Consider the following 23,761-nt stretch of genomic DNA (forward strand, 5'->3'; position numbering starts at 1 on the left):
GCTCATTCGGAAAGCAGTTTCCCCTCGCTGAAACTTAGGAAAAACTTAGGCGTTAGCCTGAGCTGCAGCAACAGCGCATGCAACGGTAGCACCAACCATCGGGTTGTTGCCCATGCCGATCAGGCCCATCATCTCAACGTGTGCAGGCACAGAAGAAGAACCTGCAAACTGAGCATCGCCGTGCACACGACCCAGAGAGTCGGTCAGGCCGTAGCTTGCGGGGCCTGCAGCCACGTTATCGGGATGCAGGGTACGGCCCGTGCCGCCGCCGGAAGCGACAGAGAAGTACTTCTTGCCGTTCTCGATGGCCCACTTCTTGTAGGTGCCGGCAACCAGATGCTGGAAGCGGACGGGGTTGGTGGAGTTGCCGGTGATGGAGCACTGAACGTCCTCCTTCTTCATGATGGCAACGCCTTCCATAACGTCGTTTGCACCGTAGCACTTGACGGCTGCGCGCTCGCCCTCGGAGAAGGGGATCTCCTTGACGACAGTCAGGGTCTGAGTGGGGATATCGTACTCAGTCTGAACATAGGTGAAGCCGTTGATACGGGAAATGATGTAAGCTGCATCCTTGCCCAGGCCGTTCAGGATGACGCGCAGGGGGGTCTTGCGGACCTTGTTTGCGGTGCGGGCGATGCCGATGGCACCCTCAGCAGCGGCAAAGGACTCGTGGCCTGCCAGGAAAGCGAAGCAGGTGGTATCCTCGCTCAGCAGACGAGCGCCCAGATTGCCGTGGCCCAGACCGACCTGACGCTGCTCAGCGACAGAACCGGGGATGGTGAAAGCTTCCAGACCTTCGCCGATGGCAGCAGCGCACTCGGCAGCATCGGTCAGGCCGCGCTTGACGGCGATGGCGGTGCCCAGGGTGTATGCCCAGACAGCGTTATCAAAGCAGATGGGCTGAACGCCGCGCACGATCTTGTCGCAGTCGATGCCCTTAGCGAGGAGCATCTCGTTGCAAGCGTCCAGAGACTCCAGGCCGTTAGCCTTCAGGCATGCCTCGATTTTAGGCATACGGCGATCCATAGATTCAAAAGTTGCCATGAGTTGTTCCTCCTCTCTTATTCCTCACGCGGGTCGATGTACTTCACAGCGCCCTGCTCCTTGCTGAAGCGGCCGTAAGTACCCACGTTCTTCTCGTAAGCCTCGTTGGGGGTCTTGCCGTGACGGATATCCTCCATCATCTTGCCCAGCTTAACGAACTGATAGCCGATGACCTCATCGTTAGCGTCCACAGCCAGCTTGTTGATGTAGCCCTCGGTCAGCTCCAGATAGCGCACACCCTTCTCCTTGGTGGAGAAGATGGTGCCGGTCATGGAGCGCAGGCCCTTGCCCAGGTCGTCCAGACCTGCGCCGATGGGCAGACCGTCCTCAGAGAAAGCGGTCTGGCTGCGGCCGTAGACGATCTGCAGGAACAGCTCACGCATTGCCACGTTGATGGCGTCGCACACCAGGTCGGTGTTCAGAGCTTCCAGAATGGTCTTGCCGGGCAGGATCTCGCCTGCCATAGCAGCAGAGTGGGTCATGCCGGAGCAGCCGATGGTCTCCACCAGAGCCTCTTCGATGACGCCGTTCTTGATGTTCAGAGACAGCTTGCAGGTACCCTGCTGAGGTGCACACCAGCCCACACCGTGGGTGTAGCCGCTGATGTCCTTGATCTCATAGGCCTTGACCCATGCGCCCTCTTCGGGGATGGGAGCCGGACCATGCTTAGGACCTTTGGTGATCGGGCACATATTCTGTACTTGCTGCGAATAGGTCATAATCATACTCTCCTTTTGACAAATGTCGCTTTGCAGCACAAAACCGCTGCCGCGCCCTGCCGGCACAGCCGCTTCTCTGTACTGCTTGCATCCGAACCGGGCACGCTGCTCTCTTTCAGCGCCTGCACCGGTACTACCACGCATGATTTTATTATAGAGAAAGCGGACGGATTTTGCAATACATTTCCGGGAAAAACATCAAAACTATTTGCGGTTGCCTGCTGCTAACTGTCAATTCAGATGCTTTTGTCATTTCATTCGTCAATTTTTTGTCAACTTTGTCAAGGAGACAAATTTCACGCTCCTGTGTCCTGCCTGCGGGGCTGCTGTCCGGCAGATTTCAGCGCCCACATGGCAGCAAAACCTGCCGCCGCACCGCCCACAGCCAGCCAGTGCCGCCCGGCTTCCAGCCCCCACAGATTCGCCGCAGCCGGAAATGCCAGACTTCCCACGCTCTGCCCCAGTGCCAGAAAGCCGTAGTTCACCCCTGCGTGGGGGAAACCGAACAGGTCCGTGGAGAGAGCAGGCAGCACCGCCGCAAGGCCGGAGTAGCAGAAGGTGAGCCCCGCATAGCAGGCCACCACCCACCAGCCCTGCGCAAACGCAAAGCCCGCTGAAAGCCCCAGCGACACCGCAAACAGCAGCATGTCCGTGGGCCTGCGGCCGATGCGGTCGCTGAGCATGGGCATCAGCAGGCGGCCTGCCGCGCTGCCCACGCTGCCCAGCACCACGCTCCACAGAGCAGCGTTCTCGTCCAGCCCCCGCTCCACGCCCAGCTTCAGGATGATGGGGCTGAACAGCAGCACCGCCGGGGTGGAAAAGCACACAGCCCCTGCACACAGCCAGTACTGCCGTGTGCGCAGCATCTGCCATGGCGAGAGGTCAATGGCATTCCTGTCGTTTTTCTGCTGTTTTTCGGCGTTCTGCGGCGGGTCCTGCAAGAGCAGGCTGCCCACAAGGCAGATGGGCAGCGTGACGGCTCCCAGCGCCCAGAACGCACCCCGGATGCCCTGCACGATTCCAAAGCCCCTGACCGCCGTGCGCACGAATACGGTGAGGAACGCACCGGAAAGACCCACCGCCCCGCCGATGACACCGGTGGCAAGGCCCTTGCGTCCGGCATACCACTTCTGTGCACAGGACTGGATGGACGGGTACAGAAACGCCGTGCCCAGCCCTGCCGGGATGCTGAATGCCAGAAAAAAGCTGCCTGCACTGCCGCCCGGCAGCATGGCCGCCGCAAAAAATCCGCCGCACAGCAGTGCTGTTCCCCACAGAGCCGCACACCGCGGGCCGCGGCTGTCCTGCAGAAAGCCGCCGATGACACACCCTACGCCGAACGCCGCAATGAGGATGCCAAAGGCATAGCCCGCCCCCTGCTCGCTCAGGCCGTACTCCTCCATCACCGGCTGTTGAAATACGCCCCACGCCGCCGGGATGCCCGTGAGCACCTGAATGGCTGCGCCCGCCGCAAGGATGGTCCACGGGTGTTTTGCTGCAAATTGCTGTTTCATTGCCTGCCCTCCGAATGGTTTTTCCCTTACAGTGTGCCCATTTCAATTGACAAAACGGCAGATTCCTTTATAATGAATAAGGTAAAAGCATTTACATTGATTTATATAGAGAGGAACCATCTTATGAAAACACAGGCATTGAAGGGCATGCGCGACCTGCTGCCCGCAGAGCAGACCCTGCGCGATTACATTCAGGGCAAAATTCTGGAGACCTACCGTGCGTCCGGCTTCGAGCGCATTTCCACCCCCATGCTGGAGGATATGGAAAATCTGGACAAATCCGACGGCGGCGACAACCTGAACCTGATCTTCAAGGTGCTCAAGCGTGGCGATAAGCTCACCGCTGCCCTGAACACCGGCGACCCCAAGCAGCTGTCCGACATGGGCCTGCGCTACGACCTGACCCTGCCTTTGAGCCGCTACTATGCCGCCAACAAGGATAAGCTGCCCAGCCCCTTCAAGGTGATCCAGACCGACCGCGTCTTCCGCGCCGAGCGTCCCCAGAAGGGCCGTCTGCGGGAGTTCGTGCAGTGCGATATCGACATTCTGGGCGATTCTTCCCCCAACGCCGAGGTGGAACTGATTGACGTGACCACCCGCGCTCTGCTGAACATCGGCTTTACCGGCTTCACCGTCAACATCAACGACCGCCGCATCCTGCGCGGCATGCTGGAAAGCATGGGCTTTGCCGCAGATACGCTGGATTCCGTCTGCATCACCTTCGATAAGATGGACAAGATCGGTGCCGAGGGCGTCAAGGCTGAGCTGACCGAGAAGCAGCTGCCGGAAGCCGCCATTCAGGCTCTGGCCGATTTCATCGCCGCCGGTGAGGTAACGCTGGACGCCGTAGCGGCCCGCTGCGCAGATCCGGCCATCGCCGACGACCTCAAGTATGTTCTGGCCACCGCAAACGCCATGGCCGCAGGCCGCTATCAGGTGGCCTACTGCCCCAGTCTGGTGCGCGGTCAGGGCTACTACACCGGCATGGTGTTCGAGATCACCTGCCCGCAGTTCAGCGGTGCCGTTGCAGGCGGCGGCCGCTACGACAACATGGTGGGCAAGTTCCTTGGCACGCAGGTGCCTGCCGTGGGCTTCTCTATCGGTTTTGAGCGGGTGTGCGGCATCCTGCTGGAGCAGGGCTACCAGATCCCCGGTGCCAAGCAGAAGATCGTCCTGCTGTACACAAAGGATGCCGATTTCCCTGCCGTGCTGGCAAAGGCCGCTTCCCTGCGTGACAGCTACAACGTGACCGTTCTGCCTCAGGGCAAGAAGCTGGGCAAACAGCTGGGCCAGCTGGAAGCCGCCGGTTTTGTGGGTGCCGCCTTTATGGATAAGGACGAGATCAAGATCTTTGCACAGCAGTAATTCTTCTGAAGCGTAAAAAGTCCCGGTGCAGTAAAACCGAACTGCACCGGGACTTTTTTGCGTCTTGCTTGCGTCTTATATGCTCAGATGGTGAACTGTACCACGCAGAAGGCCGCGTAGATGCACAGCAGAGCGATGCCCTGCGGGCGGCTGAGCCTGCCTTTGATGAGGGCCGGCACCGTCAGCAGCAGCATCACGGCAAACATCACCGGGAACTCCAGCACCAGCGATGCGTTGTGTCCGAACAGCATGGAATTCTGCGGGATGGTAAAGGGTGCCACCACTGCGGAAACACCGCTCACCAGCACCAGATTGAACACGTTTGCGCCGATGACATTGCCCAGAGACAGCGCACCGTGGCCCTTGGCCAGCGAGGTGATGGCCGTGACCAGCTCCGGCAGCGAGGTGCCCAGCGCCACAAAGGTGAGTGCGATCACCGACTCCGGCACGCCCAGTGCCTGCGCGATCAGGGTGCCGTTATCCACCAGCAGGTTCGCGCCCACGGCAATGAGCACCGCGCCCACGGCCAGCAGACCCAGCTCCCTGGCAAGGGATCCATTTTCGTCGGTCTCCTCCGCTTCTTCCGGGGCGGGGGCGTTCTTCATCGCCATCACGTTGCAGACGATGTAGGCCGCGAACATGGCCAGCAGCACAAGGCCTACCGGGCGGGAGTAGTAGCCGGTGGTATAGGCCACGCCTGCGTAGAAGGCTGCTGCCACAAAGAAGAACAGCACCGGCGTGCGCAGGCTCTTGGGGTCTACCTTGCCCGGCTTCACCGCAATGGTGATAGCCGCAATGAGGGATGCATTACAGATGATCGAGCCGATGGCGTTGCCATAGGCGATCTCGCCGTGGCCGGTGAAGGCCGAGGTGGTGGAGACCATGACCTCCGGCAGGGTGGTGCCAATGGACACCACCGTAGCTCCGATGAGCAGCTCCGGCACATGGAAGCGGCGGGCAATGCCCGTGGCACCATCCACAAACCAGTCACCGCCCTTGATGAGGCACAGCAGGCCCACGATGAACAGCAAAACAGGGATAAGCATAGTTTTTTCTCCTTTTGTTTCCGGCAGAGCAGCCATAAAAAAGAGACCTCTATTACAGCCTGCCCAGAAATGGGAAAGCGTAATAAAAGTCTCAAGCATCCGGCACCGCAGCGGGCATTTCTGCGGGGATTCCGCTGCAGCACGGCGCATCGTTTTGCGAACGTGCGCCCTCTACTCCCTTTTATCCGGAAAGTATTATACCGATTTTTGCACCAAAGTGCAAGAGGAACGTTGAAATTTCATCCAGCCTTGGCCACTTTCTTCGCGTTGGGATAGATGTGCTCCATACGGGCGTCATCAAAATGGTCGTCCAGCAGCGTATCGATGCTGTTTTTGGGGCCTTCACCGCTGGTGCGGGCATCGTACCGGGCCAGCGCCAGCGCACTGGTGAGCATGTTCACCGCCATGAACACTGCCAGCAGGGCGGTCATCCATGGGCGGACGCGGCTGCGCACCTTCTCCATGCCTCTGAGCACCAGCGGATAGCCGTAGCGCATCCATATCACCGCCGCAATGCCCCAGAAAAAGCAGTACAGCAGGTTGATGCGCCCGCCCAGATTGAACTTGAACTTGCTGTAGTCCCAGAACACGGTGCCGAACAGCAGCTCGGTGACGGCGCTGCACACGTATTCGTACACACCGCCCATGACGGTGCCGAAGGCGAACAGGTAGCGGTCGCTCCGGTCCTTTTCCTGACGCAGCAGCACCGTTGCCAGCACCAGCGCCAGACCCCACACCACGCTGAACGGCCCCCAGACCAGACTGGAGCGGCTCATCCAGACCCCGGCGGTCACGCGGCAGAACACCGTCTCCACCATGTCGCCCAGAAACGCGCCGATCACGAACAGCCACAGCAGGTCGGACACGCTGAGGAAGTTCTTTTCCCCCTTCCGGAGCGCAGTCTGCTCCTGCCGGGCCGCAGCCGGGTAAGCATGCTGGATGCGTTTTTCAATGTAAAGCGCGATCCTGCGGCGCAGCGTATCCGACCGCTCCCCCAGTCTCTGGTTGAGCTGCTCCAGCACCGGGTGCCGGGCCGCATACTGCTGCACCAGCACCGCCGAACCGATCTGGTCCAGCACCGCCACCGTCAGCGAGACCCATACTGCCGGGTGCAGCAGCCAGACCGGGATATGCGCGCACAGCCGCAGCAGCACATCATTGCCCCACAGCACACTTGCCGTGCCCAGCGCACCCCACAGCAGCGAATACTGCAGGCACACATAGCCGTTCAGATTGAATTTTTTGCCGGAATAGTCCCACCACTTGCGGCGGTGCAGGCGTTCCAACAGCTTGGCGGTGATCCATTCCATCACCGTTGCCGCCATCATGCAGGCAAAGAACAGGTAGACCGGCTCGGTGCGCAGGTCGCCGAAACTCACGGCCAGCAGCACGCCGGTGGTACCGTAGATAAAGCAGAACGGGCCTGCCGCTGCACCGCGGTTGGCAAACCTTCCGCCCCGGATGGTCGCGACTACCGTCTCCGCCACCCAGCCCAAAAAGGAATATACAAGATAAATAACACTCAGAGTATAGAAGTTCAGCGTCATAAGGTTCCTTTCGCTTCCAGTTTTTTCTTACTGCATTGATTGTACCCGTTTTGGGCGCTGTGTACAAGAGCCGTGCAGAAATTTTGTCACTCTGCGACGCGGCAGGCTCTCCGGGCATCTCTGAAAAGACGAAGATCCAGTCTGTTGCTTTGTTTTCAGATACATCTTAGAAAAAGGCCCTGCCATCCCGAAGGACAGCAGGGCCCAAAATTACAGCTTGAATTTACAGAGCGGAATCACAGCTGGCTCTTATACAGCTCCACGATCTCCTCCACGCTGGTGTCGCGGGGGTTGCCGGGACGGCAGGCGTCTGCAAATGCGGACTCGGCGAGGAACTGGATATCCTCTTCCTTCAGGATGCCGTGCAGATTTGCGGGGATGCCCACGTCTGCGCTCAGCTGCTTGACGGCGGCGATGGTGGCGTCAGCGGCTTCCACATCGTTCATCTCGTCGATGCCCACAACGCCCATTGCCTTGCCGACTGCGCGGTAGCGCTCACCGGCGACGCTCTTGTTGTACTCCAGACCCACCGGCAGCAGGATGGCGCAGGCTACACCGTGCGGGGTGTCATACAGAGCGGACAGGCCGTGTGCCATGGAGTGGACGATGCCCAGACCCACGTTGGAGAAGCCCATGCCGGCGATGTACTGGCCCAGAGCCATGCCCTCGCGGCCTTCCGGGGTGTTCTGCACAGCGCCGCGCAGGCTCTGGCTGATGAGCTTGATGGCTTCCAGATGGAACATATCGGAGATGACGCAGTGGCCCTTGGTGATGTAGCCCTCGATGGCGTGGGTCAGAGCGTCCATGCCGGTGGCGGCGGTCAGGCCCTTGGGCATGGAGGACATCATATCGGGGTCAACCACAGCGATCTCGGGGATATCGTTGGTGTCCACGCAGACGAACTTGCGCTTCTTCTCCACATCGGTGATGACGTAGTTGATGGTGACCTCGGCAGCAGTGCCGGCGGTGGTGGGAACAGCGATGGTGAACACCGCGTGCTTCTTGGTGGGAGCAACGCCTTCCAGAGAGCGGACATCCGCAAACTCGGGGTTATTGATGATGATGCCGATGGCCTTTGCGGTATCCATGGAGGAGCCGCCGCCGATGGTCACGATGCAGTCAGCCTCAGCAGCCTTGAAAGCGGCCACGCCGTCCTGCACGTTGGCAATGGTGGGGTTGGGCTTGATCTCGCTGTAAACAGCGTAGGCAAAGTTTGCAGCATCCAGCAGATCGGTGACCTTCTTGGTGACGCCGAACTTGATCAGGTCGGGGTCGGAGCAGACGAAAGCCTTCTTGTAGCCGCGGGCGGTCAGTTCGGGAACGATGTTCTCAATGGCACCGTGGCCATGGTAGGAGATGGTATTCAGAACGATGCGGTCAGCCATAGTTATTTTTCCTCCAAATCTCTTTTCCGCCGCTTTCCGGGCGGAGCTCTCTGTTTTTCAGCATAGCACATTGTTAAAAGCTTTGCAATGTGAAATTGTTTGAATTTATTGTAAATTTTTATCAATGTGCAGTGTTTTATAGGCACTTTTTCCGATTTCCCACAGTTTTATAATGTTTTTTCTTTTTCCCCTTGACAATCAGAGCAAATCGTGTATTATTGTATCAAGCGCTTAATACAGCAAGACAAGGAGATGATACCATGGGCGAACAGTTTGATGCCAGCCGCCCGATCTATGCCCAGCTTGTGGAACGGCTGAAGGCCCGGATCCTGGCCGGCACCTACCCACCGGGCGGGCATCTGGATTCGGTACGGGATCTGGCCGCAGCCGCCGGGGTGAACCCAAACACGATGCAGCGGGCCCTTGCCCAGCTGGAGACGGAGGGGCTGGTGCACACTGAACGCACCGCAGGCCGCTATGTTACGGAGGACACTGCATTGATCGAACAGCTTCGTGCCAACACCGCCCGGACGCTGGCGTCGGATTTTCTGGAAAAGATGCGCGGCATCGGCTACAGTCCCGCACAGACAGCCGCGCTTTTGGAACACTGGGACGCAAAGGAGGACCGCAATGAGTGAACTTTTGAGCTGTGAAGCACTGACCAAGTGCTACCAGAAGGATAAGACCGCACTGGAAAATGTAGACCTGCACATCGGCTTTGGCCGCATCGTGGGTCTGCTTGGCCCCAACGGCAGCGGCAAGACCACCCTCATCAAGCTGGCGAACGGTCTGCTGCAGCCCAGTGCAGGCAGCATCCGGATCGCCGGCATGACCCCCGGGCCGGACACCAAAGCCATCGTGTCCTATCTGCCGGACGCCGACTGGCTGCCGGACTGGATGCGTGTGGAGCAGCTGGTGGAAATGTTCCGCGAATTCTATGCCGATTTTGACCCCGCCAAGGCGAACGAAATGCTGGCCCGGCTGGAACTGGAACCGAAGGCGCGGCTCAAGACCCTGTCCAAGGGCAGCAAGGAAAAGGTGCAGCTGATCCTGGCCATGAGCCGCGCCGCAAAGCTCTACCTGCTGGATGAGCCCATTGGCGGCGTGGACCCTGCCGCCCGGGACTACATCCTGAGCACCATCCTGAACAACTACAGCCGGGATGCGACCGTCATTCTATCCACCCACCTCATCGGCGATATCGAGCCCATTCTGGACGAAGCCGTCTTTTTGAAGGATGGCCGGGTGTTCGCCCACCGCAATGCCGAAGAGCTGCGCGAGACCGAGGGCATGAGCGTGGATGCATATTTCCGGGAGGTATTCAAATGCTGAAACAGCTGTTAAAATATGAATTCAAGGCCACCGGCCGCACCTACGGCGGGCTGTATCTGGCCCTTGTTGCGCTGGCAGTGCTGAGCGGCTTTTCCCTGCGCAGCTCTTCCAAGGACGACTTTGCATCTCTGCTGCTGTTCGCCTACATGGTCGTAGCCGTTGCGGTGGCAGTGGTGTCCGTGATGACCATTGTGACCCGCTTCACCCGCAATCTGCTGGGCCGTGAAGGCTACCTGATGCACACCCTGCCGGTGACGGAAAGCCAGCTCATCCTTTCCAAGCTGATCTCCAGCGTAGTTTGGATGCTTTGCAGCAGCATCGTGGGTATTTTCTCCTTTGCGGTGATGCTGCTGGCTCTGTCTCTGAACAGCGCGGCCCTGCAGCAGCTGCCGGAGCTGTGGCAGAAAGTGGTGGAGATCTTCCGAGAGATCTTCCGCATGACCGGCAGCTCCGGGTGGCTCTGGCTGATCTTTGAAACGCTGAACGGGCTGGTGGCACTGGTGTCCAGCATCCTGTGCATCTATGCCGCTTGCATGATCGGCCACCAGTTCAAAAAGCACATGGTCCCGGCCGGTATTCTGGCATTTTTCCTGCTGTCCTTCCTGCAGAACTGGCTAAGCTCCGGTGTCAGCAGTGCCGACATGCTGCAGGATGTTTCCTATCCCACCCTTGGCGGTGTAGATGTTTCCATTGCTGCGCCCAGTGCTTTCACCACCCTGTTCGGGCTGGCGGTCAGCATTGCCTTTGCCGCAGGGTACTTTCTGCTGACCCGCTGGCTGATGGAGCATAAGCTGGATCTGGAATGATTTTAATGTCCTCCGCTTTCGCTCTGGACATTTTCAGCGGAACTATTTCTTAATTGCAATTTGTAAAAGGCCGAACCATAAACTTCATCTGATACAAAAAACATCTGCAAGCTGCCCCATTCCGGGCAAAGTTTGCAGATGTTTTTCTTGTTATAGAGTGTTCAGCACTCGTCGTACTGCTTTTTCAGGTAGTTCAGGCATTCCACCGCGTTTTCCGGGGTGGTATTCTCCAGCGTTGCAAAAATATAGGGCTTTTCCTGCTTTGCGAACCGCAGGATGGTGCGGTAGTCCTCCATACCGCCCTGCCCTGCACCCGTAGCAGCCAGCTGGCCGCCCGCATCCTTGCGCAGAAAATCCTTGAAGTGGATCATGGCAATGTCCTTGCCCAGAAGCTCGATGGCCTCGGCGAACACTTCCTCGCGGCGGTCCACATTTTCCATGTTCAGCAGGTTGACGGGGTCGAACAGGATCTGCAGGTTCGGGCTGCCGATCTCGTCCAGCACGGTGCGGGCGCGTCTGGCATCGTACACGATGTGCTTGACCACCGGTTCAATGGCAATGGTCACGCCGTACTGCTCGGCACAGCGCACCACCGGCTTGAAGTTCTTGATAAAGGTGGAAAGGGCTGCGTCGCTGCGGCACTCCGGACAGAATTTGTACTCCGCGTTGGGCGCACCGGTCTCGGTGCCCACCATTCCGCAGCCCAGCAGGCTTGCAAAACGGATATGGGCATAGTATTTTTCCTGAATGGCGTGCAGGGCATCCGCATCCGGGTGGGCAAGATTGAGATAGTTGCCCAGCACGGCAATGTCGATGCCGTTTTTCTCAAACAGATGCCGCAGGTACAGCGCATAGCCGGGGGTCAGGGCGCTGGGGGTACAGGGCAGTTCCCTGAAGGATTTGCTCAGGGCCACATGGGCGCAGGTAAAGCCTTTCTGGCGCACCAGCGGCAGCACCTGTTCAACGGGCAGCTTTTCCGCGTCATGCAGACGCAGGCCGAATTGGATCATGGAAAACCTCCTCCTTTCCCGCACAACACGCGGGGTTGCATTGACCTTATTATACACGAAAGCTGCGTTCCATGGAACCGCCTGAAACAAAAAAGAGCATCACTTTGCACCCTCAACGGATACAAATGATGCTCTTTTTGCAGATCTGGTCCCAACAGATGCGGCTCTTCTCAGCGCCGGTACTTTGCAGCGGCCTGCAGACGCTGCATCGCACGGTCGAGCGCGATCTTGCTCTGATAATATTCATGCATGCTCTGCTGATGCTGCAAACGCTCCTCGGCACGGATGCGGGCAGCCTCGGCACGGTTCTTGTCGATATCCTCCGGACGCTCGGCGCTGTCCACCAGCACCATCACGTAGGCAGGCGTCACCTCGGCAATGCCGTCGCCTACCAGGATGTCCTGGCTTTCACCGTTCACCTCAAAGTGCAGGATGCCCATGTGGATGGCCACCAGCACCGGGCTGTGTCCGGCCTGTATGCCGTACACGCCATCGCTGATGGGCAGCACAAGGTCTTCGCAATCGCCCTGATAGTACTCACCGCTGGACGCAGTGATGTTCAGCATGAACTTGTTCATCAGACGGCACCGCCCTTTTCCTCAGCCAGCTTTTCCGCTGCCTTCTGGCGGGCATCTTCCAGCGTACCAACGTTGAAGAAAGCCCACTCCGGCAGATCATCGGCCTCGCCGTCCACAATGGCGGCAAAGCCGCGCACGGTATCCTGCAGCGGCACATACTTGCCCTTCAGGCCGGTAAAGTTCTCGGCCACAGCAAAGGGCTGGGAGAGGAACTTCTGCAGCTTGCGGGCGCGGGCAACGGTGAGCTTGTCGTTCTCGTCCAGCTCATCCATGCCCAGAATGGCAATAATGTCCTGCAGCTCCTGATAGCGCTGCAGAATGGACTGCACCTTGCGGGCCACGCGGTAGTGCTCCTCACCCACGATATCTGCTTCCAGAATGCGGGAGGTAGATGCCAGCGGGTCCACGGCCGGGTAAATGCCCTGCTCCACGATCTTACGGGACAGCACGGTGGTGGCGTCCAGATGTGCAAAGGTGGTGGCGGGGGCCGGGTCGGTCAGGTCGTCGGCGGGGACGTAGACGGCCTGCACAGAGGTGATGGAGCCTTCCTTGGTGGAGGTGATGCGCTCCTGCAGAGCGCCCAGCTCGTTGGCCAGAGTGGGCTGGTAGCCCACAGCAGAAGGCATACGGCCCATCAGAGCGGACACCTCGGAGCCTGCCTGCACGAAACGGAAGATGTTATCAATGAACAGCAGCACGTCCTTGTGAGTCTCCTCACGGAAGTACTCTGCCATGGTCAGGCCGGTCTCAGCAACACGCATACGTGCTCCTGGGGGCTCATTCATCTGACCAAAGACCAGTGCGGTCTTGCTCAGAACACCGGATTCGTTCATCTCGCCCCAAAGGTCGCAGCCCTCGCGGGAGCGCTCGCCGACGCCGGTGAAGATGGAGTAGCCGCCGTGCTCGGTGGCCACGTTGTGGATCAGTTCCTGGATCAGCACGGTCTTGCCGACGCCTGCACCGCCGAACAGACCGATCTTGCCGCCCTTTGCATAGGGGGCCAGCAGGTCGATGACCTTGATGCCAGTTTCCAGGATCTCGGTCGCGGGCTTCTGCTCTGCAAAGCCGGGGGCCTTGCGGTGGATGGGCCAATGCGGCACATCATCCACAGAGCCCTTGCCGTCGATGGGTCTGCCCAGCGGGTCGAACATGCGGCCCAGCGTGGCTTCACCCACCGGTGCGGTCAGGCCGTGGCCGGTGGCCTGCACGGTCATGCCCTTGCCCAGACCCTCGCTGGCGGAAAGCATGATGCAGCGCACAGTAGTCTCGTTGACATGCTGTGTCACTTCCATCGTGCGCTCGGTGCCCTCGGCGGTCACGGTAAGCGCTTCCTGCAGGGCAGGCAGCTTGCCTGCGGTGAACTGCACGTCCACCACAGGGCCGGCTACGCGAATAATAGTTCCCTGTATCATTTGGATTGCCTCTTATAATCTGTATATTGCAAACACGTTAGCATCCTTGCCCTCTCCGTCAGCGCCTGCGCGCTGCCACCTCTCCCAAAGTGAGAGGCCTTGGCAGTCCACGCAAGAACTCCGGGTCTGCCAAAGGCTTTCCCTTTGCGGAAAGCCGGACGCAAAGCCGTCCGGAAGGGCAGGTATCTTATTCCCGGTCCTGCACGGCAGCCGCACCGCCGATGATCTCGGTGATCTCCTGTGTAATGGAGCCCTGACGGGTGCGGTTGTATTCCAGCTGCAGCTCCCGGATCATATCGTTGGCGTTCTTGGTGGCGGAATCCATGGCAGTCATGCGGGCGCTCTGCTCTGCGCAGAAGCTCTCGGTCATGGCACCAAAGATCATGCCGTGCATATAAATGGGCGCGATCTGTTCAAACACCGTCCATGCAGACGGGAACATCTCCACATCGCCCTTCGGATCGCCCAGACCCTTGGGGGCAGGCTGCAGATGGGCGCGGTCCAGCGGAAGCAGACGCACCATGGTGGGCTCGCTGGTCAATGCATTCTCGATGCGGGTATAGATGAGATAGATCTCATCCAGCTTGCCGGTCTTGAAATCATCGATGGCGTCCATCGTGATATCGCGGGCACGCTGCAGCGTGGGCTCCGTGGCACCGTAGTGGAAATCCTCCACCAGCCGCGGGTCCTTGTGGTACAGGGCGCGGTAGCCGGTCTGGCCGATCACATAGAACCGGTCGTTCTCATCCGCATTTTCCTTGAGGAACTTGATGATGTTCTGGTTGTAAGCGCCTGCCATGCCCTTATCTGCCGTCAGCACGATGTAAGCGCGCTTGGGGTTTGCGATGTTGCGTTCGTGGAAGAACGGATGCACCGGCTCTTCCGGCAGGTGGGGCACCACGCGGGAAATGGTATCGCGCATACGGTTGAAGTAGGGCGATACATTCTGGTAGTTCTTACGTGCCTTGCGCAGCTTGGACGAGGAGATCAGGTACATGGCGTTCGTGATCTTCATGGTGTCCTGAATGCTCTCGATGCGCTCCTTCAGCAGCTTACTGGACGGCATGGCTGTCGCCTCCCGCATAAGCTTTCCAGGCGTTCAGGATGGCATCGACCATTTCAGGTTCCAGCTTGCCGGTGGCGGTGATCTCATCCATCGTACCGGACACATCCGCGCGGAACTGACGCACAAATGCGGAAGTTTTGGTGCGCAGCTCGGCAGTGGGCAGTTCGTCCAGCACGCCGTGGGAAGCCAGCACCAGCGTGACCACCTGCTCGGCGTCGGACTTGGGCTGATACAGCGGCTGCTTGAGCATTTCCATCAAAGCCTTGCCGTGATCCAGCTGGCGGCGGGTCTCTGCGTCCAGATCCGAGCTGAACTGTGCAAAGGACTCCATATCCTTGTACTGTGCCAGCTCGATACGCAGGTTGGCGTTGGCCTTCTTCATGGCCTTGGTCTGGGCAGCGCCGCCCACACGGGACACCGACAGACCCACATTGACGGCCGGGCGGTTGCCTGCATTGAACAGGGCGCTCTCAAGGAAGATCTGACCATCGGTAATGGAAATGACATTGGTGGGGATGTAGGCCGAAACGTCACCTGCCTGCGTCTCAACGATGGGCAGTGCGGTGATGGAACCGCCGCCCAGATCGTCGCGCATCCGGCAGGAGCGCTCCAGCAGACGGGAGTGCAGATAGAACACGTCGCCGGGGTAAGCCTCACGGCCCGGAGAGCGGCGCAGCAGCAGAGAAATGGCACGGTAGGCCACTGCATGCTTGGACAGATCGTCGTAAACGATCAGCACGCTCTTGCCCTGACTCATGAAGTACTCGGCCAGTGCGGTACCGGCATAGGGTGCGATGTACTGCAGAGGAGCGGAATCCGAAGCAGTAGCCGCCACGATGGTGGTGTAGCTCATGGCACCGTGCTTCTGCAGATCGCCTGCCACGCGGGCAATGGAAGAAGCCTTCTGGCCGATGGCCACATAAATGCACAGCACACCGGTATTTTTCTGGTTCAGGATGGCGTCCGTGGCGATGGAGGTCTTGCCGGTCTGGCGGTCGCCGATGATCAGCTCACGCTGGCCGCGGCCGATGGGGAACATGGAATCGATGGCGAGGATGCCGGTGTGGAGCGGGGTATCCACGCTCTGACGCTCCAGAATACCGGGGGCCTGCTTTTCGATGGGGTTGTAGCCCACAGCTTCAATGGGGCCCTTGCCATCGATGGGCTCGCCCAGCGGGCTGATGACACGGCCCAGGAAGGCATCGCCCACCGGGATACCGGCACGCTTGCCGCTGCGGGTCACCATGGTGCCCACGCCGACGGTCTCAGCGCCGTCGAACAGCATGATGCCCAGCTGTTCGGGGTCCACGCTCTCCACCATGCCCTTGGCACCGTTGTCAAAGGTGACGATCTCGCCGTACACGGCGCGGTTCATGCCTTCGACGTGCACGATGCCATCGGCAGAGGAGATGACCACACCGCCCTCAGCAGAGGTCTCGGCGGGCTTGTAGTCCTCAATGCGGGTCTTGAGGGTAGCCAGCGAGGGCTTGCCCTCCATCATCTTGTCCAGCTGATGACGGCCGGAGTTATCGAACACACGGTCGCCCACCTGCAGGACATAGCCGGACAGCAGGCTCTCGTCCACCGTCACGTTCAGGATGACCTCGGTGGCGTCATACAGCTTGCGGACCTCGGCGCGGACCCGGTTCAGCTCCTCTTCCCGGGGCTTGCGGGCGCTGCGCAGCTCGGCCTTGACGATGCGGTTGTCCGCAAAAAATTCACGACTGAATTCAGTTGCCATTGCCTGCACCTGCTTTCTCCAGCAGATCGTCCAGCAGACGTGCGTCGTCCTGGGCGGTCAGATTGCGGGCCAGCAGCTTCTCGCACATCGCACGGGCCAGTGCCGTGGTCTGGGCATCAGCTTCCCGCAGCTTGCTCTGGCGTTCGGCCTCGGCGCTCGCCTTGCCGGCGGCCACGATGGCGTCTGCCTGCTTGCGGGCATCTGCCAGCAGCTGCTGCTTTTCGACCTCAGCCTGCTTTTCGTAGGCTTCGCGGCGGGCAGCGGCCTCATTGTCCACATTGCGCAGTTTTTCCTGCGCGGCGTTCATGGTCTCGGCGGCTTCCTTCTTGGAGGTCTCCGCATCGGCCAGGTTTGCGTCCACCATCTGCTGGCGCTTTGCGATCACGTCCTGAACAGGCTTGAACAGGAACTTGCGCAGCACCGCATACATGACGAGGACGTTCACGACGGTCCACAGCAGGTTAATATCCAACTTCAGCATTCGTCTGCGCCTCCGTTACTGACCCAGGAACAGGATGATCAGCAGTGCAACGACGAAGCCGAAAATTGCAGTACCTTCTGCCAGAGCAGCGCCCAGCAGCAGATTGGTCTGGATCTTGCCGGATGCCTCGGGCTGACGGGAGATTGCCTCCGTTGCCTTACCCGTTGCGATGCCGATGCCGATACCGCCGCCAATGCCGGTCAGCGCTGCAATGCCAGCGCCCAGAGCAATCAAACCATTCATAGTAATAATCTCCTTTTAAATTCAGTAAATATCAATGGATCAGTCTTCTCCGCCCATGGTCTCTTTCATGAACAGCGAAGTCAGGAACACGAACACGTAGGTCTGGATCAGACCGTCGAACAGGTCAAAATACAGGCTGAACACCGCCGGGACGAACACGGGCACCACGAGCTTGATCAGCTCCATGATGACGAATGCACCCAGCACGTTGCCGAACAGTCGCATGCAGAGGCTGGTCGGGCGGATGGCGACCTCGAGGATGTTCATAGGGGTCATGACCGGAGTGGGGGCAGCCAGACTCTTGAGGAAGCCCACGCCGCCGCGTGCCCGGATGCCTGCACCCTCGATCAGGACGATGCTCATCAACGCCAGCGCTGCGGTCACATCCAGATCCTTTGTGGGGGGCTTGACGCCGAACACGCCGATCAGGTTGCTGAAGGCGATGTAGATGGCCACGGTCATCAGGTAAGGCACATAGCGCCTGCCCTTTTCGCCCAGCAGACCTTCAAAGAAATTGGTGCCTGCGAGGTAGGCCATTTCCAGCACGGCCTGACGCTTGCTGATGTGGTCCACCTTCAGGTTTCTGGTAAGCAGGATCGAGCCGATGGTGACGATGGCCAGGATCACCCAGCTGATGACCACGGATTCCGGGATCTGCAGCGGGCCGACCTTGACGTATTCGACGGTCAGCTCTTCCATCAATGCTTTGGTCAGATTATTCAATTGTTTTTCCTCCTTCCTGAAGAATAGGGTTCCGGGGGTAAGACCGCCGCACCGCCCCGGCGGCGCAGCGTCCTTCTTATCGCTCGAAGAAAAGGCGCAGCTTTGTGAAAAAAGCAAGGAAGGCGTTCGGCTTTGTCCGGTCACACCCTCCCTCCTGCACGGATCACTTCGTCTTTTTTCGTTGTGTATGATAGTACGATTGACGAAAATTGGCAAGTAGCTTTGTTCACATTCTACATTTTAGGTGGTTCTACTGCATTGATATATAAAAAAAGTTGTGCATCTTGTCTAATAAAGTACCCTTCGCATGTACTTTTTTCACAAATTTCTTAGCTAATTCTTAGGTTTCAATGGCTTTTTCAGGGCATTCCGGGAAATATTTCCATCAAAAATGCCCCATTGTACATGCTTTATATGCCCGATATATAAAATTCGTATAGGTGTCCAGTCCGTTATTCCATCCCGTTCTATACATATTTATTATCGTTCCATATCCGGGAGCTATCAGTCCGTCTGCTTTTCGCCCCGGCGGAACATCAGCCGGAAGATGGCACGGGTAAGCGGGCCGCAGTACAGCAGCTGCCAGCACAGGGCCATGGGCATATTGCAGCCCCAGGTATGCACCCAGGTGCCAAAGCTGGGTTCTTTAAACAGCACCGTTGCGATCAGGCTCATCACCGGGCACATGATGCACACGATCATCAGCGAGATGGCATAGGTGATGAACTGCGGACGATCTGTGGGCCGCATGAACATAAACGCCAATCGAGTGGCCAGTTTCTCCACCACGAAAAATTCCAGCACGCAGGCAATGGGAACCATGATCGGCATCTCGTGCAGAGCCATGACAAAGGTGGCATTGGTGACGCCGCCTGTGTTCAGCGCCACATTGTAAACGATCATGCCATAGACCATAATGGCAGCCATGACAATGGTAAAGAAGATACGTTCCGGTAAAGTTTTAGGCATTTTGATTGTGTCTCCGTTTCTTTTGTGTGTAAATTTTTGCCGCAAAAAAGCCGCCCCGCGAAACTTTCATCTCGCGGGGCGGCGGCGACTACCATTCATTGGCGTTATTTTAGCACAAATCCATCTGACGCATAATACCCTGTGGACATTTTCTCCCGTTTTGCGCAAAATCCTCCACAAACGGCCCGGAACTTCTGGGCAGCTTTGCTGTGACTTTCCCGGCAGCCCTCCCTGCAGGGAACAGAGTTTCTCTCCAAAGGGTACGATCGTCCGGACAGGCCGCACAGAAAGCGGCATTTTGTACGTTCCATCTGCCATTTTTCAAGAACTGCACAATTTTATGTTTTTATCCTTGTGCACTCTGCGAATAGACAAATCAATCAGGAATATGTATAATAAAGCCAGAAACCAGAGAAGTACAGCAGAAGCTCAAGAGAGAGCTACTCCCGCTGACTTGAAACAGAAAGGAGCGAGACCGATGGTCGATATGGAACCCGCACAGTTTGGACAGGCTGTCGGGATTCGCTGAGAAGCAAAACAGAGGCTCACCACAAACGGGATGTTTCCCCCGTATAAAAACACAACAAAAATGAGCCAGTCTTGAGCATCAAAAATGCGATTACACGACAACCTGTCGATTAACTAAAACCCCAGCGATTCAAATAGATCCGCCGGAGATGATTCCTATGAAGGTATCTTTTGTACGGAGAGCATTATTTGAATAGCAAAAAGGAGTTCTACCAATGTACTAAGTAACTTGTCCCTGGCAAATCTAACTCGAAAGAATGTGGTAATATGAAATTCATCTTCAGAATCTCGGTGCCGCACTCCATCAGTTAAGAGAAGGGTCAGTCCAATGTACTAAGTAAATTCGTCCCCTTGAAATAGATTCTCAGTTTCCAGTAGTTTCTAAGGAGAGTCACCCTATGAAACGTTTACTCCGAAAATGAGGAAACCCAAGGAGAAGAGGCTTATGACTCCGAAGAAGTAAGTATCCAGCCGGACGAGGGCTTGCAACCGCCTCGTCCGGCTGGTTTTATTTTGTGTTGTTTTCACCAACAGTCAACGCCCGATTTGTGCAAATTTTACGCAGGAAGGTTGAATACCGTCCTTGCGTTTTCGTCCCCCCTATGTTATAATTGTGGAAAAAGATGGGAGGTGTATTCCATGGAGTCGTTTTTTTCGTTTTCCTCTCTGTTCAACCTTGTGCTGACCGTTATCTGGTTCATCTCCGGCATTCGGGATTTTCAAGGCAAAGACCCGTTCATCAATCTGCCGTTCAACCAGTATCACCGCGACCCGGAGTACCGCGCCTTCTGGCAGAAAAAGAACGGCGTGTTTTACATGCTCAACAGCCTCGCCTTTCTGATCTTAGCCTTCACACCTGTTACATCGCTGATTTACCGTATCATCTTCGGCATTGCCATCGTGGGAGACCTTCTTTATCTTGTCGCTTACGAAAGCTGGAACCATAGTGCGGATTAACAGCCGGAAAGGGGCCGCCATGAATTTGAATCTTTCGGGCTGGGATTGGCTGAACGCCGCGCTGGGTGTGCTGTTTTTGTACCGCGGCATCCGGGACCTGTACAATGGCACCGGCACCGGATGGAGCACCGAGGACGAAAAGAAGCACTTTCACAAATTTTACGGCATCCTGTTGATCCTTTGTGGTACGTTCTGGCTGGTCAACATTTTTCTGCCAAAGGTCGAGCCGCTGAATTCCATTTTGATGGTGGCGACGCTCGTGTTGTGCGCTGCCCTGCTGATCTCGTATCTGTGCTATGCCCTGAGCAGGGACGACAAAACCAAAAAGTGAGGGGTTGCTATGGAAGTCATCTGCGCGATCTTAGCCGCCCTTTTCGGCATCGGGTTCGGCATTTTTATGGCGCTGCAGCCGGAGGATGCCATTGCCCTGCATGACCGTGGACGGTATACGCAGGCACCCGAACTCACGGAAGAGTACATCCGGCTGACCCGGCTGGAGGGCATCGTAGTTTCGGTGCTCTGTGCCGTGCTACTGGTGGTGCTGCTGTTTGCACCCAAATAATACTTTGCAGCTTTCCTCTTGCGGATTTTTTCTCACCCTGCTACAATGAGAAAAAACGCAGGAGGTATTTTATTATGGTCAAGCATGTGATCCTGTGGCAGCTGAAGGACGAGCTGTCTGACGCCGAAAAAGCCGCCGTCAAGGCAGGCATCAAGGAAGGGTTGGAAGGTCTGGCAGGCAAAATTCCCGGCCTTGTGGAAGTGCATGTCAACATCAACGGTCTCCCCTCTTCCACCGCCGACCTGATGCTGGACACCACCTTTGAAAGTGCCGAGGCCCTCAAGGGCTACTCCGTCCATCCCGCCCATGTGGCTGTGGCCGACGGCAAGGTGCGGCCCTACACCAAGGCACGGTTCTGTCTGGATTACGAGATTTAATGTTGACAAACCCACCGTTTTTGCGTATTATAGACATAACAATGTAAATTGGCTGTGAAGAGAAGAGTACGCACCGTCTGCGCCTGACAGAAAGCCCGAAGGATGGAACCGGGCAGGCCGCGCGATGCCGAAGATGGTCTCGGAGCTGCGCAGGCGAAGATTGAGCCTGCGACGGGTGCGCCCGTTACCGCGCTGCGCCGTGCTTTTTTGCCCGGCAAAAGGCTGCGCCCGCAAGGGCGCGGCGAAGCAAGGTGGTACCACGAAAGTTTCAGGCTCTCGTCCTTGTCCGGCTCAGTCCGGCAGGATGAGGGCTTTTTTCGTCCCCCGCCAAATCAGGAAAGGAAGAGTATCAACCTATGAGTGAGCACAAGACATTCTACATCACCACTCCCATCTACTACCCCAGCGACAAGCTGCACATCGGCCACAGCTATACCACCGTCGCCTGCGACGCACTGGCACGCTTCAAGCGGATGCAGGGCTATGACGTCATGTTCCTGACCGGCACCGACGAGCACGGCCAGAAGATCCAGGACAAGGCCGCCGATGCCGGTGTGACCCCCAAGGAGTATGTGGACAAGATCGTAGCCACCGTCAAGGATCTGTGGAAGCTGCTGGACGTCAGCTACGACCGCTTCATCCGCACCACCGACGACTACCACATGGAGTCCTGCCAGAAGATCTTTACCAAGCTGTACGAGCAGGGGGACATCTACAAGGGCGAGTACATCGGCCACTACTGCAAGCCCTGCGAGAGTTTCTGGACCGACAGCCAGCTGGTGGACGGCAAGTGCCCGGACTGCGGCCGTGAGGTCTACGACGCCCACGAGGAAGCCTACTTCTTCAAGACCAGCAAGTATGCTGACCGCCTGCTGAAGCTCTACGAGGAGAACCCCCAGTTCATCCAGCCCGAGAGCCGCAAGAACGAGATGATCGCCTTCATCAAGCAGGGCCTGCAGGATACCTGCGTGTCCCGTACCTCGGTCAAGTGGGGCATCCCGGTGCCCTTCGACCCCAAGCACACCATGTATGTGTGGGTGGACGCCCTGAGCAACTATATCTCCGCGCTGGGCTACGGCAACGAAAAATATCACGACTATGACAAGTTCTGGCCTGCCGACCTGCACATGGTAGGCAAGGAGATCCTGCGCTTCCACACCATCCTGTGGCCTGCCATGCTGATGGCTCTGGATCTGCCCCTGCCCAAGCGGGTGTTCGGCCACGGCTGGCTGCTGATGAACGGCGGCAAGATGTCCAAGTCCGTGGGCAATGTGGTGGACCCTGTGATCCTGTGCGACCGCTACGGCGTGGACTCCATCCGCTACTTCCTGCTGCGTGAGATCCCCTTCGGCAACGATGGCATGTTCACCAACGAAGCTCTGATCAACCGCATCAACAGCGACCTTGCAAACGATCTGGGCAACCTGCTCAGCCGCACGGTCGCCATGTGCGAGAAGTACTTCGGCGGCACCGTGCACAATGTGGCCGGTACCGAGGCCATCGACACCGAGCTGGAGACCATGGTCAACGAGCTGACCGCCAAGGTCACGGCCGACATGGACAGCCTGACCATCCCGCAGGCTCTGATGGAGATCTTTGCAGTGATCCAGCGTGCCAACAAGTACATCGACGAGACCGCTCCCTGGGCACTGGCCAAGGACGAGGCCAACAAGGCCCGTCTGGAGAGCGTGCTGTACCACCTGTGCGAGGCACTGCGCGTGTGCGGCATCCTGCTGAACGCCTACCTGCCCACCACTGCCCCCAAGATGATGGAGCAGCTGGGTCTGGACGCATCCGCTCTGGATCTGAGCAAAACCACCTACGGCGCACAGGAGACCTACACTGTGCACAAGGGCGAAGCACTGTTCCCCCGCATCGACGTGGCAAAGGAGATCGCCCATCTGAAGGAAGAGGACGAGAAGCGCAAGGCCGCTGCCGAAGCTGCCAACAAGGCCAAGGCCGAAGCAGAGAAGAAGGCTGCCGCCCCTGCCGAGGAGAGCACCGTGGACTTTACCCACGAGGAAGAGATCGACTTTGACACCTTCTGCAAGGTGGAACTGCGCGTGGCCGAAGTGCGCGCCTGCGAGAACCTGAAGGAAAGCAAGAAGCTGCTGCACCTGACCGTGTTCGACGGCGAGCGGGAGCGCTGCATCCTGTCCGGCATTGCAAAGTGGTTCAAGCCGGAAGACCTGATTGGTAAGAAGATCGGCATTGTGTGCAATCTGGCACCTCGCCCGATGATGAAGGGCAAGTATGTCAGCGAAGGCATGATCTTTGCTGCCGACACCGCAGATGGCGGCTGCTCCATTGCATTCTACGGCGACGATACCCCCGTGGGCAGCCGCATCCACTGAGC

Annotated in this window: 24 protein-coding genes and 1 other annotated feature; of the genes, 9 read left to right on the forward strand and 15 right to left on the reverse strand. The window is 57.9% G+C overall.

All coding sequences use genetic code 11. From position 1 onward, the window contains the following. Positions 1–45: 45 nt before the first annotated feature. The 3 genes from ACNSPV_RS13325 to ACNSPV_RS13335 form a co-directional block, all read right to left on the reverse strand. Positions 46–1,044: a GGGtGRT protein gene (locus ACNSPV_RS13325; protein ID WP_005935035.1), complete on the reverse strand. Its 999-nt coding sequence runs from the start codon at positions 1,042–1,044 to the stop codon at positions 46–48. Between the two features lie 17 nt (positions 1,045–1,061). Next, the gene (locus tag ACNSPV_RS13330) at positions 1,062–1,763 is read right to left on the reverse strand and encodes an iron-sulfur cluster assembly scaffold protein (RefSeq protein WP_015537775.1); all 702 of its coding nucleotides are present in this window, start codon (positions 1,761–1,763) and stop codon (positions 1,062–1,064) included. Positions 1,764–2,059: 296 nt separating this feature from the next. Further along, complete coding sequence (locus ACNSPV_RS13335; RefSeq protein ID WP_348582991.1) at positions 2,060–3,277, reverse strand: MFS transporter; 1,218 nt, start codon at positions 3,275–3,277, stop codon at positions 2,060–2,062. 123 nt (positions 3,278–3,400) lie between these two features. Between ACNSPV_RS13335 and hisS the strand changes: the two genes are divergently transcribed. Beyond that, a complete protein-coding gene (hisS, locus tag ACNSPV_RS13340) occupies positions 3,401–4,642 on the forward strand; it encodes a histidine--tRNA ligase (RefSeq protein WP_249237154.1) in 1,242 nt (413 codons plus the stop codon). Positions 4,643–4,725: 83 nt separating this feature from the next. On the opposite strand, the gene ACNSPV_RS13345 is transcribed toward hisS, so the two are convergent. The 3 genes from ACNSPV_RS13345 to fucO form a co-directional block, all read right to left on the reverse strand. Next, positions 4,726–5,688: a calcium/sodium antiporter gene (locus tag ACNSPV_RS13345; RefSeq protein ID WP_348582989.1), complete on the reverse strand. Its 963-nt coding sequence runs from the start codon at positions 5,686–5,688 to the stop codon at positions 4,726–4,728. Positions 5,689–5,927: 239 nt separating this feature from the next. After that, positions 5,928–7,235, reverse strand: coding sequence for a putative ABC transporter permease (locus tag ACNSPV_RS13350; protein ID WP_348582987.1), 1,308 nt, complete (start codon positions 7,233–7,235; stop codon positions 5,928–5,930). 236 nt (positions 7,236–7,471) lie between these two features. After that, on the reverse strand, positions 7,472–8,620 hold the full coding sequence (gene fucO / locus ACNSPV_RS13355) for a lactaldehyde reductase (protein WP_097781577.1): 1,149 nt from the start codon (positions 8,618–8,620) through the stop codon (positions 7,472–7,474). A 260-nt stretch (positions 8,621–8,880) separates the two neighbouring features. Here fucO and ACNSPV_RS13360 point away from each other — a divergent pair, with 260 nt between their 5' ends. Genes ACNSPV_RS13360 through ACNSPV_RS13370 form a run of 3 tightly spaced genes read left to right on the forward strand, consistent with a single transcriptional unit; the run spans position 8,881 to position 10,758 of the window. Further along, positions 8,881–9,258 carry a GntR family transcriptional regulator gene (locus ACNSPV_RS13360; protein WP_348582985.1) on the forward strand — a complete coding sequence of 126 codons (378 nt, stop codon included), beginning with the start codon at positions 8,881–8,883 and terminating at the stop codon, positions 9,256–9,258. Then, positions 9,251–9,952 (forward strand): ABC transporter ATP-binding protein, encoded by a 702-nt coding sequence (locus ACNSPV_RS13365; protein WP_120120290.1) that lies wholly within the window; start codon positions 9,251–9,253, stop codon positions 9,950–9,952. The genes ACNSPV_RS13360 and ACNSPV_RS13365 overlap by 8 nt, the downstream gene beginning before the upstream one ends. Next, a complete protein-coding gene (locus ACNSPV_RS13370) occupies positions 9,946–10,758 on the forward strand; it encodes a hypothetical protein (RefSeq protein WP_348582983.1) in 813 nt (270 codons plus the stop codon). Before ACNSPV_RS13365 ends, ACNSPV_RS13370 begins: the two co-directional genes overlap by 7 nt. A gap of 161 nt (positions 10,759–10,919) precedes the next feature. Here ACNSPV_RS13370 and ACNSPV_RS13375 read toward each other — a convergent pair whose 3' ends face one another. The 9 genes from ACNSPV_RS13375 to ACNSPV_RS13415 all read right to left on the reverse strand — a co-directional run bounded on the left by ACNSPV_RS13375 (position 10,920) and on the right by ACNSPV_RS13415 (position 18,981). Continuing rightward, positions 10,920–11,768 carry a sugar phosphate isomerase/epimerase family protein gene (locus tag ACNSPV_RS13375; protein ID WP_339395877.1) on the reverse strand — a complete coding sequence of 283 codons (849 nt, stop codon included), beginning with the start codon at positions 11,766–11,768 and terminating at the stop codon, positions 10,920–10,922. Positions 11,769–11,938: 170 nt separating this feature from the next. Continuing rightward, positions 11,939–12,346 (reverse strand): ATP synthase F1 subunit epsilon, encoded by a 408-nt coding sequence (gene atpC / locus ACNSPV_RS13380; RefSeq protein ID WP_154259085.1) that lies wholly within the window; start codon positions 12,344–12,346, stop codon positions 11,939–11,941. Continuing rightward, positions 12,346–13,758, reverse strand: coding sequence for a F0F1 ATP synthase subunit beta (atpD, locus tag ACNSPV_RS13385; RefSeq protein WP_348582981.1), 1,413 nt, complete (start codon positions 13,756–13,758; stop codon positions 12,346–12,348). The genes atpC and atpD overlap by 1 nt, the downstream gene beginning before the upstream one ends. 187 nt (positions 13,759–13,945) lie before the next feature. After that, entirely contained in the window at positions 13,946–14,824 is an 879-nt protein-coding gene (atpG, locus tag ACNSPV_RS13390; protein WP_339396150.1) for an ATP synthase F1 subunit gamma, read from the reverse strand. Then, positions 14,811–16,565, reverse strand: a complete 1,755-nt coding sequence (atpA, locus tag ACNSPV_RS13395; protein WP_348582979.1) for a F0F1 ATP synthase subunit alpha — start codon at positions 16,563–16,565, stop codon at positions 14,811–14,813. The genes atpG and atpA overlap by 14 nt, the downstream gene beginning before the upstream one ends. After that, on the reverse strand, positions 16,555–17,046 hold the full coding sequence (locus tag ACNSPV_RS13400) for an ATP synthase F0 subunit B (RefSeq protein WP_005944489.1): 492 nt from the start codon (positions 17,044–17,046) through the stop codon (positions 16,555–16,557). Before ACNSPV_RS13400 ends, atpA begins: the two co-directional genes overlap by 11 nt. A gap of 15 nt (positions 17,047–17,061) precedes the next feature. Then, on the reverse strand, positions 17,062–17,289 hold the full coding sequence (atpE, locus tag ACNSPV_RS13405; protein ID WP_005944490.1) for an ATP synthase F0 subunit C: 228 nt from the start codon (positions 17,287–17,289) through the stop codon (positions 17,062–17,064). Between the two features lie 39 nt (positions 17,290–17,328). Next, complete coding sequence (locus tag ACNSPV_RS13410) at positions 17,329–18,012, reverse strand: F0F1 ATP synthase subunit A (protein ID WP_291014986.1); 684 nt, start codon at positions 18,010–18,012, stop codon at positions 17,329–17,331. A gap of 504 nt (positions 18,013–18,516) precedes the next feature. After that, positions 18,517–18,981, reverse strand: a complete 465-nt coding sequence (locus ACNSPV_RS13415) for a DUF2798 domain-containing protein (protein WP_339396149.1) — start codon at positions 18,979–18,981, stop codon at positions 18,517–18,519. A 1,167-nt stretch (positions 18,982–20,148) separates the two neighbouring features. Here ACNSPV_RS13415 and ACNSPV_RS13420 point away from each other — a divergent pair. The 5 genes from ACNSPV_RS13420 (at position 20,149) to metG (ending at position 23,759) form a co-directional block, all read left to right on the forward strand. Beyond that, positions 20,149–20,466, forward strand: coding sequence for a hypothetical protein (locus ACNSPV_RS13420; protein ID WP_348582978.1), 318 nt, complete (start codon positions 20,149–20,151; stop codon positions 20,464–20,466). Positions 20,467–20,485: 19 nt separating this feature from the next. After that, positions 20,486–20,797 (forward strand): hypothetical protein, encoded by a 312-nt coding sequence (locus tag ACNSPV_RS13425; RefSeq protein ID WP_348582977.1) that lies wholly within the window; start codon positions 20,486–20,488, stop codon positions 20,795–20,797. A 9-nt stretch (positions 20,798–20,806) separates the two neighbouring features. Next, the gene (locus tag ACNSPV_RS13430; protein ID WP_348582975.1) at positions 20,807–21,028 is read left to right on the forward strand and encodes a hypothetical protein; all 222 of its coding nucleotides are present in this window, start codon (positions 20,807–20,809) and stop codon (positions 21,026–21,028) included. Between the two features lie 74 nt (positions 21,029–21,102). Beyond that, positions 21,103–21,405: a Dabb family protein gene (locus ACNSPV_RS13435; RefSeq protein ID WP_207698686.1), complete on the forward strand. Its 303-nt coding sequence runs from the start codon at positions 21,103–21,105 to the stop codon at positions 21,403–21,405. 45 nt (positions 21,406–21,450) lie between these two features. Next, positions 21,451–21,692, forward strand: a binding site (T-box leader). Between the two features lie 69 nt (positions 21,693–21,761). Next, complete coding sequence (gene metG, locus ACNSPV_RS13440; RefSeq protein ID WP_348582974.1) at positions 21,762–23,759, forward strand: methionine--tRNA ligase; 1,998 nt, start codon at positions 21,762–21,764, stop codon at positions 23,757–23,759. Positions 23,760–23,761: the final 2 nt, after the last annotated feature.

It is taken from the genome of Faecalibacterium sp. 3, from assembly GCF_048323735.1.
Lineage (GTDB): Bacteria > Bacillota > Clostridia > Oscillospirales > Ruminococcaceae > Faecalibacterium > Faecalibacterium wellingii.